The sequence below is a fragment of the Citrobacter sp. UYEF32 genome (assembly GCF_040546205.1).
Classification (GTDB): Bacteria; Pseudomonadota; Gammaproteobacteria; order Enterobacterales; family Enterobacteriaceae; genus Phytobacter; species Phytobacter diazotrophicus.
Window position 1 is genome coordinate 215,195 of record NZ_JBEPNI010000007.1, and the last position, 16,918, is coordinate 232,112.

A 16,918-nucleotide genomic window follows, 5' to 3' on the forward strand; every position below is an offset into this window, starting at 1 on the left:
CCGGCCAGAAGTTAATCGGCTTTTCGGGAGACCTTGTTCACCCACCAGATGCCGGAGCACACCAGCATCAACGCAACCGCGTATTTGAGTTCGAGAATATTCTCGCCCAGAAAAATAGCCGACAATAACGCACCTGAGACCGGGATTAAGAAGTTAAACGGCGCAATCATCCCCACCCGATTGTACTTGAGCAGAATGCTCCACAGCGCAAACGCAACCGAGGAGAGTAGCGTCAGGTAGCCAAGAATCGCCACCGCGGAGGGGCCATGCACGGTAAGCTCGCCGCCAAAAACATACCCGCCGACCGCGAGCACGACGCCACCAAACCCCAGTTGATAACCCGTCATTACCAACGGATCGACCGTTTGCGAGATCCGCTTACCGTATAGCGTCGATGCCGAGAGGATAAACGCCGCCAGGACTACAAAACCATCCCCCATCAGGCTAAAGCTGAACTCCATCAGGCCATTGTTGAGGTTAACCACCATGACGCCAGCAAACCCCAGTACGCAGCCAAGGGTTTTGTTATAGCTCAGTTTGTCATTCTGGTAGATAAAGTGGGCCAGCAGCACGCTAAAGAAGGTGCCCGTCGCATTCATAATTGAACCTTTTACCCCAGTGGTGAAGGCCAGACCAATATAGAAGAAGACGTACTGGAGTGAGGTTTGCGTGACCCCGAGCAGTGCCAGTTGGCCACACTGATGGAAAGAGAGGCGAGCCAGCGGGCGGCGCTGCGCCAGCGCAAGCAGTAATAACAGTAGCCCTGCGAAGAAGAAGCGATAGCCAGCAAAGACGATTTTCGAAGGGATATCATCCACGTCAATCTGGAAAATCTCATAACCGCTTTTAATCGCCGGGTAGGCGCTCCCCCATAATAAACAACAGAATGCTGCTCCTGCATACGCCGCATTTTTACGGGCAAAGAGCGGCGACTGGTGTATCGTTTCCATACATTCACCAATTTAAAATAACGTTTTATTTTTTAATTATTGCGGAATAGCCAGGAAATGGAAACAGATATGCGAAAACAGAGATCAGGTTGTGAGCTCGAAGGGATAAAAAGGAAAAACCAGAAGGATAAAAAGCAAAACGCCGGCACAAGGCCGGCGTTTTTACGCAACGTCAGAAGCTAATTACTCAGCAACAACGTTAACGATCAGTTTAGCGAATACTTCGCTGTGAACCTGGAAGTCCACTTCGTGCTCACCAGTGGTACGCAGAACGCCGTTCGGCAGACGAACTTCGCTCTTAGCCACTTCAACGCCAGCTGCTGTTACAGCGTCAGCGATGTCGCGGGTACCGATGGAACCGAACAGTTTACCTTCGTCGCCAGATTTGGAAGCGATGGTTACAGTGCCCAGTGCGTTGATTGCTTCAGCGCGAGCGTTAGCAGCCGCCAGAACGTCAGCCAGTTTGGCTTCCAGTTCAGCGCGACGAGCTTCGAAAAACTCAACGTTTTTCTTGGTAGCCGGAACAGCTTTACCCTGTGGAACCAGGAAGTTACGAGCGTAGCCCGCTTTAACGTTTACCTGATCACCCAGGCTGCCCAGGTTTGCTACTTTATCAAGCAGAATAACTTGCATTACCTTATCCTCTTAAAGTCGTATTAATGGACCGTGCCCGATTACTGATGACGATCAGTGTACGGCAGCAGAGACAGGTAGCGAGCGCGTTTGATAGCGCGAGCCAGCTGACGCTGGTATTTTGCACGAGTACCGGTGATACGGCTTGGGACAATCTTACCGCTTTCGGTGATGTAGTTTTTCAGCGTAGCGATATCTTTATAGTCGATCTCTTGAACGCCTTCCGCGGTGAAACGGCAGAACTTGCGACGACGGAAATAACGTGCCATATGGCTAGTCTCCAGAATCTATCAATTCAATCTGCTCGGCATGCAGAACCATTTTAGTCAGACCGTTCTTTGCCTTGTGGCAAGAGATGAACCCCTGAACGGTTACTGCGCTACCGACCGTTATACTGTGAGTAATGGCCTGGTTTTCGTGTCCGCTAATGATAACGGGCATTTGGCACCACGCCTGCCGGTGAAACCCGGCTTCCTCCTGAACAGAACGGTGCTCAAGCACGAACTGGCAGTGAGGAATTCCTGATGGGCTGACCTTTCGAAGGGGGGTCCTGCACACGGTGCCGGACAACACCAGACGGTTGGTCATCAGAAATTACTCTTCAGAATCCCCAGCATCTGCATCATCTGCGGTTTCGTTTGCGAAATCATCGCGACGCTCACGGCGCTCGTCTTTCGCTTTAACCATCGGAGATGCTTCGGTAACAGCGTGTTTAGTACGCATTACCATGCTACGGATAACGGCATCGTTGAAGCGGAAGTTTGTTTCCAGCTCATCGATAACTTCCTGCGGAGCTTCAACGTTCAGCAGAACGTAGTGTGCTTTGTGCAGTTTGTTGATCGGGTAAGCCAGCTGACGGCGGCCCCAGTCTTCCAGACGGTGGATCGTACCTTCTGCTGCAGTGATTGCACCAGTGTAACGTTCGATCATGCCCGGAACCTGTTCGCTCTGGTCAGGATGGACCATAAAAACGATTTCGTAATGACGCATCGAATTGCTCCTTACGGATTATTCAGCCTCCTGTCTGGGTCAGCCGCGGCCCATGGAGGCAAGGAACGTGATTAAAGGGCGGCTGAAAAATTGACGCGTCATAATACTTATCTCGCCCCCCAAACTCAAGCTGATTGCACAAATAATTCGCACTAAGCGCAAAGCCGCTTCACAGAGTGGGATTAAAATTAGACAAAACGGATACGGCAATTTTTTGAACGACAGCATCAGAAATGGTCGCGATACGTTTTGGCGGGAAAGCGTAGACTTTAAATACACCCCAATGACACGGGAGGAAAGATGTTCTGAAGGTCACAACATAAGCAGTAATGGAGCACAATATTATGAAAAACATCGCAATCTTACTCACAGCGCTACTCCTTAGCGCCAATGCGGCAGCAGCCATCAAAATTGACGGGCGGCAAGCCAAAAACATGGATGATGTGCAGAGCTTAGGCGTTATTTACATTAATCATAACATCGCCACTGAAAGCGAAGCGGATCAAGCACTCAAAGTCGAAACTGACGCGAAGGGTGCGAAATATTATCACCCGGTCTTACTTCGGGAGCCGGGCAGCAATGGCCTTATTCACGCCAGCGCTGACATTTATCGCTAGTACACACAGATCAGTTACCCTTGCCATTATTAATCGCCCTCTTCCATGAGGGCTTTTTTTTGCACATCATTAAATGATAATTATTTGTACAGTATGCTTATCAAAAGCGCAGGCCGCTGATGTAATAGCATCTTAATAACCTGATTATCCGGAGCAATATCGTGTTTGTGCGTTTTGCAACCCTGGGCCGTATCCCGCAAGGCGTTTGGGTGCTCGGCGGCGTAAGTCTGTTAATGGATGTCTCGTCCGAGATGATCCACAGCCTGTTACCTCTCTTTATGGCGACCACATTAGGTGCCAGCGTCATTGTCATTGGCCTGATCGAAGGGATGGCAGAGGCAACTGCGCTTATTATTAAAGTGTTTTCCGGCGTACTCAGCGACTATCTGGGTAAACGCAAAGGACTGGCCCTGCTGGGATATGGCATGGGTGCGCTTAGCAAACCGCTGTTTGCCCTGGCTTCCTCCTCCGGCCTGGTATTCGGCGCGCGAATGATTGACCGCGTTGGCAAAGGGATCCGTGGGGCGCCTCGCGACGCGCTGGTTGCCGATGTGACGCCCCCCGACATTCGCGGTGCCGCATTTGGCCTGCGCCAGTCGCTGGACACAGTCGGTGCTTTCCTTGGTCCGCTGCTGGCCGTGGCGCTGATGTTTCTGTGGGACAATGATTTCCAGTCCATCTTCTGGGTGGCAGTGATCCCAGGCACACTGGCTATCGCTCTGCTCTATTTCGGGCTTGATGAACCTAAAACGCCCATTACCAACAAGCGCACCAACCCGCTCACCCGTGAGAACCTGAAAAAACTCAGTAGCGCTTACTGGTGGGTCGTTGGACTGGGCAGCGTCTTTACCCTCGCCCGTTTTAGTGAAGCCTTTCTGGTACTACGCGCACAGCAGATGGAGATTCCACTGTTCGCCATTCCGCTGGTAATGGTCGCAATGAACCTGGTGTACGGCCTGACGGCCTACCCCTTTGGTAAATTGTCCGACGGCATGAGCCACAGCAAAATGCTGCAGGCAGGCCTGCTGGTGCTGATTGCCGCCGATCTGGTACTGGCGTTAAGCCACCACTGGAGCACGTTGCTGCTTGGCGTTGCCCTGTGGGGTATCCATATGGGAATGACCCAGGGCCTGCTGGCGGCGATGATCGCCCATACCGCGCGAGCAGAACTGCGCGGCACCGCGTTTGGCATGTTTAACCTCATGAGCGGTATCGCCCTGCTGTTGGCCAGCGCCGGGGCCGGTGTCTTGTGGGAAAGCCTGGGCGCAGCATCAACATTTTATGCCGGTGCCGTGATCTGCCTGATTACGCTGGCAGGGATGCGCTGCATACCATCAGCCTATCGACAGGCATAAAAAGGCTCCGGAATCAGACCAGTAACATCCCGAAGGCGTACACATTCCGGAGCATAATTTTCTGGTAGTCCGGACGAAGCATAGCAGATGCCAGGGAAACTCCTGCGGCGCTTCGCCTGGCCGGATCTCTAGTCACTGCCCGTAATAGGCATTTGGGCCGTGCTTACGCATAAAGTGTTTATTCATCAGATAATCATCAATCGGTTTTAACGACGGATTGATACCTCGGGCAATCCACGCCATCCGGGCAACCTCTTCCATGACCACCGCATTATGAACGGCGTCAGCGGCATTTTTCCCCCATGCAAACGGACCGTGTTGGTAGACCACCATTCCCGGCGTATGCAATGGGTTACTGTTGCCCAGCGTCTCGACAATCACCTTACCAGTGTTGAGTTCATACTCTTCCCGTACCTCCTCTTCAGAGAGCGCCCGGGTACAGGGAATATCGCCAAAGAAATAATCCGCATGGGTGGTGCCAAGCGCAGGAATGGCCAGCCCCGCCTGAGCCCAGGCTGTGGCATGCGTGGAATGGGTGTGCACAACACCGCCAAGCTGAGGGTAGCGTCGGTACAACTCAAGGTGTGTTGCGGTATCGGAAGACGGGCGCCACTGCCCTTCCACCCTGTTGCCCTGTAAATCCACCACGACCATGTCATCTGGTTTCATGTTCTCGTAGGCAATACCGCTGGGTTTAATCACCACCAGCCCGCGTTCACGATCAATAGCGCTGACATTTCCCCAGGTAAAGGTCACTAATCCATAGCGCGGCAAATCCATATTGGCGTCAAACACCTGCTGTTTAAGCTCTTGCATTATGCCGCCTCCACCAAACCCGCGTTTGCCATACGCGCTTTCACCCAGTCGCGCGCTTTTAGCACCTCTGCCGCCGGATCTTCTGCCGTCTCGCTCCACATCTCGATCAAGTACGGACCACAGTAGCCGCTCTCTTTGAGCGTGGCGAAACAGCGTTCAAAATCCACTACGCCGGTGCCAAAGGGGACGTTTTTAAAAACGCCGGGGCGCGTGTCTTTGACATGAACCGCCACGATATGGCCGACGCCCGCCAGCAGTTCCATCTGCACGTCGTTATCCCAGGCTGAAAGATTGCCGATATCCGGGTAGAGCTGAAACCATGGGTTATTAAGGTAGTGCGCGTACCCCAGCGCTTTGCTGATCGAATTCATCAGCGGGTAATCCATAATTTCCATCGCCAGGGTTACCTGTGCGCGGCTGGCCATTTCCACGCTCTCTTTGAGTCCGTCGCGAAAGCGGCGGCGCGTCTCATCATTCGCCTGCTGGTAGTAAACGTCATAACCAGCGAGTTGAATCACCCGGATACCGGTATCCTGCGCAAACCGGATAGCCTTGCGCATGATCTCCAGCCCCTGGTTACGTACCGCGTCATCTTCGCTGCCCAGCGGAAAACGCCGGTGCGCGCTCAGACACATTGAAGGAACGCGAACGCCTGTTTCCGCTATCGCAGCTACCAGTGCCAGACGCTGCTCAGGGTTCCAGTCGAGACGGGCCAGACGGGCATCGGTTTCATCTACCGACATTTCGACAAAATCGAAACCCAGCGTTTTCGCCAGTCGCAACCGTTCCAGCCAGCACTCCCCGGCAGGGAGTGCTTTTTCGTAGATACCCAGCGGGATCTGTTTTGACAACATACCCGCTCCTTAGCCCCACAACTGAGCAATTGAGCGCTTGAACTGGCGCGCCGCTTCAACCGGATCTGCGGCGTCGCGGATACTGCGCCCGGCAATAAAGACGTGAATGGGAATGCCCTTGAACAGCGGCAAATCTTCCAGCGCCAGTCCGCCGGTAACCGTCACCTTAAAGCCCATTTCGGCCAGTTTTTTCACCGCGCTGATATCCGCCTCACCCCATGCGACCCCTGCCGCCTGCGCATCACGGCTGCGGTGATAAACGACTTGTTGAATGCCTGCATCGCGCCACTGCTGCGCCTGTTGCCACGTCCAGTAGCCGGTCAGTTCAATCTGCACGTCGCCGTTAAACTCTTTCGCCACATCCAGCGCACCTTTCGCGGTGTTAATATCGGCGCAACAGATCACGGTCACCCAGTCGGCATTGGCTTCAAAGCACATTCTTGAAAGGATTTTCCCGGCATCGGCAATTTTGGCGTCGGCCAGTACGATTTTGTGAGGATACAGCGCCTTAAGATCGCGAACAGCCCGAACGCCCTCGCCAACACATAAAATGGTCCCAACCTCAATAATGTCCACCTCTTCGGCAATTAAGCGGGTGGTTGCATAAGCGTGTGACAGCGTCTGGTTATCCAGGGCTACCTGCAACATCGGTAAATCAGACATGTTTTTTTGCTCCTTATACAGACGCCGCCGTGGCGCTATCAATTAAATCCAGTACCTGCTGCGCCGTGCGACAGGCGCGTAAACGGTCAAAATTCGCTTCATCTTCAAACAGGTTGACGATTTGCATGATGCCGTCTTCCTGATGCGTACGCGCATCCACTGCCGCCAGAGTGATAAGGATGTCGACCGGGTCGTTGTCCTCGTGATTAAAAACCAGCGGTGTTTTGAGGGTCACCAGCGCAAAGCCATTTTTCTTCACCCCTTCTTCCGGGCGGCCATGGGGCATGGCAAGCCCTGGGGCAATCACGAAGTACGGTCCAAACCGTTCCACACCGTCCAGAATGGCCTGGTAGTAACGCGGTTCAACAACCTCAGCCCCTACCAGCAGATCCACGCCAAGCTTCACCGCCTCCTGCCACGTACTGGCCTCTGCCTGCAAGCGAATCGCATTGTTCTCCGCCAGCGAGTCACGTAATTTCATAGTGAGTCCTTATTTCACATCCTGTGCAAAATGGGCGTTGATGACTTCCATTAGCTTCGGACCAAAATCAGCGGCAGAGAGCATATTGCGTACCCCGACCACGTATTTATTACCGGAGACTTCGATTTCACTGGCGACATGGGTAGAAGCAATGATGATGTCCGCCCCGCTCAGTTCACTTTTGTATTCCCCCACCGCGCAGCTGTTCACCGTATGGTCGACCTTTTGTTGCGTCAAAAACTGGTCAACTTTCATTTTCATGATCATGGAACTACCTTGCCCACAACCACACACAGCCAGAATACGTACGGTCATAATCAAACTCCTTTTTAAACAGAGTGTTCTGTCAGTTGTTTTTCCGCGTCTTCCTCAGCACGCAGGGCGCGACCGGCAAAGAACATGTAAGCCAGCGCAATCAAAATCATCACAGCCATAAACGCGATCCCCACGGAGGCAAAGCCTTGCATCATCGGCGGTGCCAGGATGGACCAGTCAGCCATTCCCATCCATGCGCTCATTCCCGTCAGTTTTACCGCCCAGACACAGCCAAAAATTTCGATCATGCCCATCACCAGGCAAATCTTGATGGCGGCGCGCCAGCCGCCGAAGTGGTTGGCAAAGACGCCAATGGTGGCGTTGGAGAAAAACATCGGGATAAAGCCAGGAATGATGAGAATGGAGGAGCCGCAGGCAATCAGGATGCCGACTGCAATCAACTGCCCGATAGTCCCCCACATAAAGCCCCAGACCACCGCGTTCGGCGCGAAGCTATAAATCGCCGCACAGTCAATTGCCAGCACAGCCCCCGGAATCAAGCGCTGAGAAATACCGTTGAAGGCTTCGGAAAGCTCGGCGACAAACATACGCACGCCCTGGACGATAATGAAAATCGCCACTGCAAACTGGAAGCCGGTTTGCAGGATATAGACCGTCCAGTGAGTTTTCCCCGCCATCGCCTGAACGGTATCAAGGCCAAAAGAGAGCAGAATCGCGCCAAAAAAGACCGTCATGACAATGGCGGTAGAGACGATGTTGTCATGGAAGATATTCAGCCAGCCCGGCAGTTTCAGATCTTCAACGCTTTCCTCTTTTTTCCCAAGGTACGGCGCGATTTTGTAAGCGATCCAGGAGGCGAACTGCTGCTGGTGACCGATAGAGAAACCGCAATTATCTGTCACTTCCTGTGTTGGTTTGTACATCATATTGGAGGTAATGCCCCAATAGAGTGAAACCAGCACGGCAGCACAGATAATGGTGGTCCACATGGAGTAACCGAGAATAAAGAAGAACACCGCAATCAGACCGGCCTGCTGGAACATGATGTGCCCGGTCAGCATGATGGTGCGAATGCCAGTAATACGCCGCAGCAGTACGTAAATAATGTTTAGCGCCAGGGCCAGCAGTACCGCATAACCCACCCAACTGTACGCGTCACCCATACGTTCGATGGTCGCCATCATTGACGCGTAGGTGTCAGAAATCGCACCGTTGATGCCGTATACGTCAGACATTTTGGCAACCACCGGTTTAAACGTGCTGGTCAGGATCCCCGACCCCGCCTGCAGCAACATAAAGCCGATGATCGTTTTGATCGTGCCTTTAACGATAACGCTGACACTTTTTCTCAACAGGATATAGCCAATACAGGTCACGATCCCCAGCAGCAACGGGGCATTGGTCATCACCTGATTAAAAAAGACAGTGAAGACGTTGTAGAGAATCTCCATAACTCGCTCCAGTAAGAAAGTGGCTGCATTTGTGCAATGCAGCACAAGGTGAAAACACTCTACCAATCATAAATAATCACAAAAAGATTGTTTTTGATTAATTGTGATGCATCACGCAATTTATTTCCCCATTCTCATTAGACATACATATCCAGTACAAGAAGCCGCAAAACAATTTATTAAATTCATATAGTTAATAAAAATAGCAAAGAAATCAGCATGCAAAGCGTATCGTAGCAACACAATCACAATGCGATTTAACACGCCAAACCCTGTTGCGATCATGATGAAACTGTGAAAATATAAATCACAAGTTATCACAATATGATTTGTTTTGATTAAAAAGGTAAGGAGCGACACCATGAGTAAGATTGAAACCATTACCCGGGAATCATGGATTCTGAGCACTTTTCCCGAGTGGGGAAGCTGGCTTAATGAGGAAATTGAGCAGGAACGTGTCGCTCCCGGCACTTTTGCTATGTGGTGGCTGGGCTGTACCGGTATCTGGCTGAAATCAGAAGGAGGTACCAATGTGTGCGTCGATTTCTGGTGCGGTACGGGCAAGCAGAGCCACGGTAATCCATTGATGAAAAAAGGGCATCAGATGCAGCGCATGGCAGGTGTTGAAAAACTGCAGCCAAACCTGCGCACCACACCGTTCGTGCTGGATCCGTTCGCTATTCGTCATGTCGATGCCATCCTCGCCACTCACGATCACAACGATCATATTGATGTAAACGTCGCCGCTGCCGTCATGAAGAACTGTGCCGATGATGTCCCCTTCATCGGCCCACAAACCTGCGTCGATTTATGGATTGGCTGGGGTGTACCAAAGTCACGCTGTATCGTCGTCAAACCGGGTGATGTCGTTCGCGTAAAAGATATTGAAATTCATGCCCTTGATGCGTTCGATCGCACCGCGTTAATTACCCTGCCTGCAGAGCAAAAAGCGGCCGGCGTACTGCCTGACGGCATGGATCAGCGTGCAGTTAACTACCTCTTTAAAACCCCCGGCGGTACGCTATACCACAGCGGTGACTCGCACTATTCCAACTACTATGCGAAACATGGCAACGAGTACCAAATTGATGTGGCATTGGGTTCCTACGGCGAGAACCCGCGCGGCATTACCGACAAAATGACCAGCGCCGACATACTGCGTATGGCGGAAGCGCTAAATACAAAAGTCGTGATCCCATTCCACCACGATATCTGGTCTAATTTTCAGGCCGATCCACAAGAGATTCGTGTTCTGTGGAACATGAAAAAAGACCGCTTACAGTATGGCTTTAAGCCTTATATCTGGCAGGTGGGCGGGAAATTTACCTGGCCTGTGGATAAAGATAATTTCGAGTATCACTACCCACGTGGTTTTGATGATTGCTTTACTATCGAGCCCGATTTACCGTTTAAGTCCTTCCTCTAAAAGCCGGAGCGGGTGCCGTGTGCACCCGCTTTTATCATCAGTATCGTGCACTTATCTTTAGTAATTTCAGGCTATTTCAAATATCATCTTTTCACATCATTAATCATCGGAATAGCTCATGACGGAAGCGCAACGACATCAAATACTGCTGGATCAACTGTCGCAGACGGGCTTTATTACGGTTGAAGAAGTGATCGCCAGCCTGGGCGTTTCTCCTGCAACCGCACGTCGCGATATCAACAAGCTGGATGAAAGTGGCAAACTTAAGAAAGTGCGTAACGGCGCCGAAGCCATCAGCCAGCAGCGTCCGCGCTGGTCGCCGATGAATATCCATGAGGCACTACACCACGATGAAAAAGTACGTATCGCCAGAGCCGCATCACAGCTCGTTAGCGCTGGTGAAAGCGTAGTGATCAACTGCGGATCAACTGCCTTCCTGTTAGGCCGTGAAATCTGCGGTAAACCGGTACAAATCATCACTAACTACCTACCACTCGCCAATTACCTCATCGAACAAGAACACGAAAGCGTGGTCATCATGGGCGGACAGTACAACAAGACGCAGTCCATCACCCTGAGCCCGCAAAGCAGTGAAAATAGCCTCTATGCCGGTCACTGGATGTTTACCAGCGGCAAAGGGCTGACGGCAGAAGGTCTTTATAAAACCGACATGCTGACGGCCATGGCCGAACAGAAAATGCTGAACATGGTGGGAAAACTGGTCGTTCTGGTGGATAGCAGCAAAGTCGGTGAGCGTGCGGGTATGCTGTTCAGTAACGCCGATCAAATCGATTTGGTGATCACCGGAAAACAGGCCAACCCCGAAATCCTCAAAAAACTTGAGGATCAGGGAGTTAAAGTGATGCGCGTGTAGTTAAAGATGCTCGGTGAAAAAGCGGACGGTGGCCGTCAGGGCGGTGGGTGTTATGCGATGTTTTACGCCTGCTTCCCACAGGCAGGTTAACTGCTCGTCCAGACGTGCAGCCGCCAGCGCCTGCTGCAGACGTAATGTTTCGGCTGCGGGTACAACGTCGTCCTCCTCCCCATGCCAGAGAAAAAGCGGACGGTTGGCAAGCTGTGCTAATTGCCCGCTGATATCCCATTTTGCTAACGGCGCGACAATCGCATCGAACGCCGCCTGCTCTTCCGGTGTTGTCACCTCCAGCGGCGGAAAAAGGGAATTCGCCAGGGTGGAGAAATAGCCAGAACCCATCAGGCAGGCAACGCTTCGGACCTCCGGAAACTGCGTCATAATACCGAGCGCCGTCATGCCGCCCATCGATGCGCCCCCTACGCCCAGCCGCTGATTGTCGATCAATCCCTGCTGATACAGTGCCGCTTTCAGCGCCGCAAACTCCGTAAAATTACCCTGCAAAATTTGCCAGAAACGCTGTAGCCGCCGCGTTTCATCACCGTCAAACCGGGCACCATGCTCCGGCGCGTCAGGCATAACGACCCGAAACCCGGCCTGAGCCAGCGCCACGGCAAAATAGCTATATACCAGCTTGGAGGAGGTAAATCCGTGGTAAAAAACAATACAGGGTAATGGCTGTGCCTCTTTTCCCGCCGGGAACGCGTGTAATGCTTCAATCCCGGCAAAATGCCGTACATCGAGTTCAATCATTGGCCTCTCCTTGATCTATAGTGCTGGTATGCCATCACGCCTTCGAAGGTGCAAGTCAACGTTCGCATATCAAGTGTTAGCATTATGATAAAGATGCTGCGCCGATCGCATTTTCATTCGAAACTTATGTTGGCAATAGCAAAATTGGGAACATTCCCCTCTTGCCTGTTTATTATGGAACTACACTATGGCTATCAGGAAACATGAAAACATGATGCGCTGGTTTCTCCCCCTTGTTATGGCGCTGTTTTTGAGTGGATGTAGCGTGCTGGAAGGTAAACCACAGCCCGCCCCGCCCGTCAGCGATCATCCGCAGGAGATAAGTCGTAATCAGACGCAAAACCTGCATGAAATGGGTGCATTTAGCGTATCGGTGCTGGGTTCGCCTATGGACGTTGAAGATGAAATAAAAGCCAGAGCTACCGCTGAAAAAGCGGATTACTACGTCATTCTGATGATGGATGACACGGTCATTCCAGGCCGCTGGTATGCAAGGGCTATGTTGTATCGTCATTAAGTAAACGTCTGGGTTTAAGGAAGATTTACACTGCTTTGCGTCCTTTTATGTTTGCCTGTGCACAATGGAATGTATGGAATTTTCGCGCGATGGAGTGCCCTGGAAAAAATCGGGGTAACGTGGAATGGAGCTGATATGAAACGATCTCTTGCCTTAAACTCACTGTTGCTTTCTACAGGTTTAGCCAGCATAACAGCGCAGCCAGCAGAGTTCGCGAGCGCTGACTGCGTCACCGGGCTGAATGAAATTGGCCTGATTTCTGTCAACAACGTTTCCGGAAGCCCACAGGATGTGGAGCGTGTCATCGCGCTGAAGGCAGACGAACAGGGTGCATCCTGGTACCGTATTATTCAGATGCAGGAAGAACAACGGGCAGATAACTGGCGGGTGCAGGCCATACTTTATGCCTGACATGCCATATACCCGAAAAAGCCACTTTTAAAGAGTGGCTTTTTTGTTTACTTCATCGTTAACAAAGGGTTACGAAGACAATACATTTTAGTAACATTTGGTTACATTGACGCGTTAAATGTTATCGAATTATTGCCGTTGAAGGTGCTGACATTCTTTTCAGCGGATATTTTATGAGCACCTTTTTTAGTCGCATTGGACTCGGCACCAAACTTTCTCTTTTGACGGGCACAAGCGTAGCCGTGCTTTTCCTGGTTTTCACCTTTCTGTTAAGCAATAAAGCCAGCCAACAACTGGAAACGCTGGCGGTGGAAGATCTCCATAACCAGTCCACGGGCGTTCAGGATATGGTAGAAATGTTTAACAGCAGCCTGAGCGAAGAGGTTGAAAGCTATACCCGTCTGTTCAGCAGTTTTTTGCCTCAACCTGTGACCATCGATCAGGCGCAACGCCGTGAAATTAACGGCATTAGCGTTCCCTTGCTGAAAGGGGGCGACAGTGACCTTCATGAAAACAATGCCATTGTTGATGATTTTCTTACCCGCACCGGGGCTATCGCCACGCTGTTTGTGCGCAGTGGCGATGACTTTGTGCGCGTTGCTACCTCGTTACGTAAAGAGAATGGCGATCGTGCGATAGGCACGAAACTGGACAAAGCCAGCCCGGCTTTTGCTCCGGCGTTGAAAGGCGAAACCTACCGTGGACTGGCCTTATTATTCGGTAAGCGCTACATCACGCAATACCAGCCGGTAAAAGATAACAACGGCAATACCATAGCCATCTTATTTGTCGGCGTGGACATCACCCACTCATGGGAGGGCATGCGCAGTAAGATCCTCGGACGCCAGCTTGGCGATAGCGGCCATTTCTACGTACTGGATCGTAATAATGGTAAGAACTACGGTAATTACCTGTTCCACCCCAGCGAGGAGGGTAAACGCCCGCAGTGGGATGAGCGCGATCTGAATACCGTTCTGCAACAGACTACCGGTACGCTGGAACAGCAGCGCCCCGATGGCCATCGACAAATGCTCTCATGGATAACTGTGCCCGGCTGGAACTGGACGGTGGTGGGCGAAGTCGACAAGGCGGCATTACTCAATGATGTCAACACGCTACGCAACCAGTTCCTGATAGCCGGGCTGGTGCTCTCTCTGCTGTTTGCCGCACTGTTTGTGGTAATTGTTCGCCGTTGGCTGACCCGCCCTCTTCGTGATGCCATTGGCCTGGCCAGCCGCTATGCGTCGGGCGATCTGCGGGCCAGTCTGGAAGTCAAACGTCAGGACGAAGTGGGGCAACTCATTGATGCCATCAACGGGATCGGCAATGGCTTGCATACCATTGTTTTACAAGTGCGTGAATCGACCAGTGATATTCACCACGGCACCAATGCGCTTGCCGCCGACAGCAGTGAAATCAGCGAGCAAATTAACAAGCAGGCCAGTAGCGTCGAGGAGACCTCAGCCAGCATGGAGCAACTTGCCGCGACCCTACAGCAGAATGCCGCCAATATGGAAGAGATGCAGTCGCTGGTGAATGAAACCGCCCGGGAAGTACAAAAGGGTGGCATAACCGTCGAAGAAGCGGTTGCCACCATGGACGCGATTCGTACCGCCTCTCAGCGAATTGCCGACATCACCCATGTGATTGAATCTATCGCCTTCCAGACCAATATCCTGGCGCTTAATGCTGCGGTTGAAGCCGCTCGCGCCGGGGAACATGGTAAAGGATTTGCCGTCGTAGCCCAGGAAGTACGGGCGCTGGCAGCCCGCAGCGCCAATGCAGTAAAAGAGATCGATGAACTGACCAGCGATACGCTCAAAAAAGTCCATGAGGGGCATACGTTATCTAACAATACCCGGCAGGCGATGGGCTCTATCACCGCGCATATGAACCACATTAACCAGTTGGTTAACGAGATTAACAACGCCTCTCATGAGCAGTCGGCAGGGATTAATCAGGTCAATATCGCCATGACGCATATTGGTGAAGCCACGCATATTAACGCAGGACGGGTTTCGCGCAGTGAGCAAACCGCTGGCACGCTGCGCGAAAAAGGGGCACATCTGACGGAGGTGGTCCGCCTGTTCAGCCTGAAAACGGACTAACCGGCACCGCCCGTGGCACGCAGCAGCAGGTCACTTTGGACCTGCTCAGCCACAACAGACGCGCCGCGTATATCCAACATCATCCGGCACCAGGCTTGTGCTATTGACGGGGGAGCGAACTGCAACAATTGCGCCCCCGTCGCTAGCAGATACAGTTGCCGGGTAATCTCCCGCCCTTGCGCCTCAAGAGGTTTACGCAACTGTTGCTGTAACTGACGCCATGCACGATCAAAATGCCTGTCCTGACCTTTGACCGCACCAAACGCATCGTGCAACAACTCACTGATGCCTTGCTGTTTAGCCAGCACGCGTAAGACATCAAGACACATAATATTGCCGGAGCCCTCCCAGATACTGTTCACCGGCATTTCCCGGTAAAGCCGTGGAAGCTCGCTCTCCTCGCAATAGCCAATGCCGCCCAGCACTTCCATGGCTTCCGCAACAAAGGGCATACCCGCTTTGCAGACCGCGAATTTCGCAACGGGGGTAAACAGCCGTGCCCAAAGCGTCTCTTCCGGCTTAGTGCGACCATCCCAGGCACGGGCAAGGCGAAATAAAAACGCCGTCTGCCCTTCCAGTTGCAACGCCATCCGGCTAAGGACTTCCCGCATCATTGGCTGGTCGACGAGATTTTTTCCGAATGCCTGACGCTGATGAGCATGGTACAGGGCTACGGAAAATGCCCGGCGCATCAGACCATGGCTCCCCAGCGCACAGTCAAAACGGGTCAGACCACCCATTTTGAGGATTTGACGCACGCCGTCGCCCTCTTCTCCTACCAGCCAGCCGCTGGCCTCGCAAAATTCTGCTTCGCTGCTGGCATTTGAGCGGTTACCCAGCTTGTCTTTCAGACGTTCGAGCCGCACACCGTTGCGCTGTCCGTCAGGTAAAAAACGCGGCACAAAAAAGCAGGAGAGTCCGCCTTCCGCCTGCGCCAGGACCAGATGCGCATCGCTCTGCGGCACCGAGAAAAACCATTTATGCCCCACCAGCCGGTAGCTGTCGCCGCTGCGTTGCGCCCGCGTAGTATTACTGAGCACGTCCGAGCCGCCCTGTTTTTCCGTCATCCCCATGCCAATCAGCAAACCGCGCTTTTGGTTGCCTGGCGCGAGATGCGGGTCGTAACGGTCGCTCATCAGCGGTTTTAGCCAATCCTGAAAAGGCGCAGGAAGGGAATGCTGCAATAGCGGCGTGGCGGCAAAGGTCATGGTAACCGGGCATAACGAACCGGCTTCCACCTGTGCATGGAGCACAAACCGCGCGGCGCGGGCAACAAACGAGCCGCTGCGCGCGTCCTCTTCCCATGCCAGGTTATGAACACGGTTGGCGCACAGGCCTTGCATCAGTAAGTGCCATGCCGGGTGAAACCGTACATCATCGAGTCGTGCCCCCGTCGGGTCATAACGCAGCAGTTCCGGGGGATTAACGTTAGCCAACCTGCCGAGCTCCAGCGATTCTGCCGTACCCAATTGCTGGCCGATACTGGCCAGTAAATCAGTATCCCAGGCTGCGCCTTCACGGATGACAGCGTCATACAGGGCTCGGTCAGAAAGGAAAAGATTGCTGTTATTCAGGGGGATGGGTTGATTAAAAACGGTATGCGTTTGCCAGTGCATCTGTTTGCCCTCCATCAATGGCATCGGCAATAAGTATGGGCAGATGGCAGGCGTTCCGCCCGCGATAGCGGTCACAAAACGGTGCGTATGGGCGCTTTCTGTTTGCGTTACCCGTACTTAACGGCGAGGC

The 16,918-nt window shown here is 52.6% G+C and carries 20 protein-coding genes; 7 read left to right on the forward strand and 13 right to left on the reverse strand.

Features of this window, described 5'->3' with window-relative positions; all coding sequences use genetic code 11:
• Positions 1 to 11: 11 nt before the first annotated feature.
• From ABIB59_RS20450 to rpsF, 5 genes are all read right to left on the reverse strand, one after another.
• Positions 12 to 950: a DMT family transporter gene (locus tag ABIB59_RS20450; protein WP_354036819.1), complete on the reverse strand. Its 939-nt coding sequence runs from the start codon at positions 948 to 950 to the stop codon at positions 12 to 14.
• A gap of 183 nt (positions 951 to 1,133) precedes the next feature.
• Positions 1,134 to 1,583 carry a 50S ribosomal protein L9 gene (gene rplI / locus ABIB59_RS20455; RefSeq protein WP_039077786.1) on the reverse strand — a complete coding sequence of 150 codons (450 nt, stop codon included), beginning with the start codon at positions 1,581 to 1,583 and terminating at the stop codon, positions 1,134 to 1,136.
• Positions 1,584 to 1,624: 41 nt separating this feature from the next.
• Positions 1,625 to 1,852, reverse strand: a complete 228-nt coding sequence (rpsR, locus tag ABIB59_RS20460; RefSeq protein WP_000135199.1) for a 30S ribosomal protein S18 — start codon at positions 1,850 to 1,852, stop codon at positions 1,625 to 1,627.
• A 4-nt stretch (positions 1,853 to 1,856) separates the two neighbouring features.
• Positions 1,857 to 2,171, reverse strand: a complete 315-nt coding sequence (gene priB, locus ABIB59_RS20465; RefSeq protein WP_039077787.1) for a primosomal replication protein N — start codon at positions 2,169 to 2,171, stop codon at positions 1,857 to 1,859.
• Between the two features lie 6 nt (positions 2,172 to 2,177).
• Entirely contained in the window at positions 2,178 to 2,573 is a 396-nt protein-coding gene (gene rpsF, locus ABIB59_RS20470) for a 30S ribosomal protein S6 (protein ID WP_006686337.1), read from the reverse strand.
• Positions 2,574 to 2,917: 344 nt separating this feature from the next.
• On the opposite strand from rpsF, the gene yjfY reads away from it, so the two are divergent.
• Complete coding sequence (gene yjfY / locus ABIB59_RS20475) at positions 2,918 to 3,190, forward strand: DUF1471 family protein YjfY (RefSeq protein WP_039077825.1); 273 nt, start codon at positions 2,918 to 2,920, stop codon at positions 3,188 to 3,190.
• Between the two features lie 161 nt (positions 3,191 to 3,351).
• The gene (locus ABIB59_RS20480) at positions 3,352 to 4,545 is read left to right on the forward strand and encodes an MFS transporter (protein ID WP_354036848.1); all 1,194 of its coding nucleotides are present in this window, start codon (positions 3,352 to 3,354) and stop codon (positions 4,543 to 4,545) included.
• Positions 4,546 to 4,677: 132 nt separating this feature from the next.
• Here ABIB59_RS20480 and ABIB59_RS20485 read toward each other — a convergent pair whose 3' ends face one another.
• The 6 genes from ABIB59_RS20485 to ABIB59_RS20510 are packed head-to-tail and all read right to left on the reverse strand — an operon-like array spanning position 4,678 to position 9,086.
• Complete coding sequence (locus tag ABIB59_RS20485; protein WP_132439811.1) at positions 4,678 to 5,361, reverse strand: L-ribulose-5-phosphate 4-epimerase; 684 nt, start codon at positions 5,359 to 5,361, stop codon at positions 4,678 to 4,680.
• Positions 5,361 to 6,215, reverse strand: coding sequence for an L-ribulose-5-phosphate 3-epimerase (locus ABIB59_RS20490; RefSeq protein ID WP_079497700.1), 855 nt, complete (start codon positions 6,213 to 6,215; stop codon positions 5,361 to 5,363). Before ABIB59_RS20490 ends, ABIB59_RS20485 begins: the two co-directional genes overlap by 1 nt.
• A gap of 9 nt (positions 6,216 to 6,224) precedes the next feature.
• Positions 6,225 to 6,878, reverse strand: a complete 654-nt coding sequence (gene ulaD / locus ABIB59_RS20495) for a 3-keto-L-gulonate-6-phosphate decarboxylase UlaD (protein ID WP_107223536.1) — start codon at positions 6,876 to 6,878, stop codon at positions 6,225 to 6,227.
• A gap of 13 nt (positions 6,879 to 6,891) precedes the next feature.
• The gene (ulaC, locus tag ABIB59_RS20500; protein WP_079497699.1) at positions 6,892 to 7,359 is read right to left on the reverse strand and encodes a PTS ascorbate transporter subunit IIA; all 468 of its coding nucleotides are present in this window, start codon (positions 7,357 to 7,359) and stop codon (positions 6,892 to 6,894) included.
• Positions 7,360 to 7,368: 9 nt separating this feature from the next.
• Positions 7,369 to 7,674 carry a PTS ascorbate transporter subunit IIB gene (ulaB, locus tag ABIB59_RS20505; RefSeq protein WP_039077792.1) on the reverse strand — a complete coding sequence of 102 codons (306 nt, stop codon included), beginning with the start codon at positions 7,672 to 7,674 and terminating at the stop codon, positions 7,369 to 7,371.
• Positions 7,675 to 7,688: 14 nt separating this feature from the next.
• Positions 7,689 to 9,086, reverse strand: coding sequence for a PTS ascorbate-specific subunit IIBC (locus tag ABIB59_RS20510; RefSeq protein WP_039077793.1), 1,398 nt, complete (start codon positions 9,084 to 9,086; stop codon positions 7,689 to 7,691).
• A 361-nt stretch (positions 9,087 to 9,447) separates the two neighbouring features.
• Here ABIB59_RS20510 and ulaG point away from each other — a divergent pair, with 361 nt between their 5' ends.
• Positions 9,448 to 10,512, forward strand: coding sequence for an L-ascorbate 6-phosphate lactonase (gene ulaG, locus ABIB59_RS20515; RefSeq protein ID WP_071193478.1), 1,065 nt, complete (start codon positions 9,448 to 9,450; stop codon positions 10,510 to 10,512).
• 118 nt (positions 10,513 to 10,630) lie between these two features.
• Positions 10,631 to 11,386 (forward strand): HTH-type transcriptional regulator UlaR, encoded by a 756-nt coding sequence (gene ulaR / locus ABIB59_RS20520; RefSeq protein ID WP_039077795.1) that lies wholly within the window; start codon positions 10,631 to 10,633, stop codon positions 11,384 to 11,386.
• Here ulaR and yjfP read toward each other — a convergent pair whose 3' ends face one another.
• Positions 11,387 to 12,136 (reverse strand): esterase, encoded by a 750-nt coding sequence (gene yjfP / locus ABIB59_RS20525; RefSeq protein ID WP_039077796.1) that lies wholly within the window; start codon positions 12,134 to 12,136, stop codon positions 11,387 to 11,389. It lies immediately after the preceding gene.
• Positions 12,137 to 12,323: 187 nt separating this feature from the next.
• Between yjfP and bsmA the strand changes: the two genes are divergently transcribed.
• The 3 genes from bsmA to ABIB59_RS20540 all read left to right on the forward strand — a co-directional run bounded on the left by bsmA (position 12,324) and on the right by ABIB59_RS20540 (position 15,172).
• Positions 12,324 to 12,653 carry a biofilm peroxide resistance protein BsmA gene (gene bsmA, locus ABIB59_RS20530; protein WP_039077797.1) on the forward strand — a complete coding sequence of 110 codons (330 nt, stop codon included), beginning with the start codon at positions 12,324 to 12,326 and terminating at the stop codon, positions 12,651 to 12,653.
• A gap of 135 nt (positions 12,654 to 12,788) precedes the next feature.
• A complete protein-coding gene (gene yjfN, locus ABIB59_RS20535) occupies positions 12,789 to 13,064 on the forward strand; it encodes a DUF1471 family protease activator YjfN (protein ID WP_039077798.1) in 276 nt (91 codons plus the stop codon).
• A 173-nt stretch (positions 13,065 to 13,237) separates the two neighbouring features.
• Positions 13,238 to 15,172 carry a methyl-accepting chemotaxis protein gene (locus ABIB59_RS20540; protein WP_354036853.1) on the forward strand — a complete coding sequence of 645 codons (1,935 nt, stop codon included), beginning with the start codon at positions 13,238 to 13,240 and terminating at the stop codon, positions 15,170 to 15,172.
• On the opposite strand, the gene ABIB59_RS20545 is transcribed toward ABIB59_RS20540, so the two are convergent.
• The gene (locus ABIB59_RS20545) at positions 15,169 to 16,788 is read right to left on the reverse strand and encodes an isovaleryl-CoA dehydrogenase (RefSeq protein WP_039077800.1); all 1,620 of its coding nucleotides are present in this window, start codon (positions 16,786 to 16,788) and stop codon (positions 15,169 to 15,171) included. The genes ABIB59_RS20540 and ABIB59_RS20545 overlap by 4 nt on opposite strands.
• Between the last annotated feature and the right edge of the window lie 130 nt (positions 16,789 to 16,918).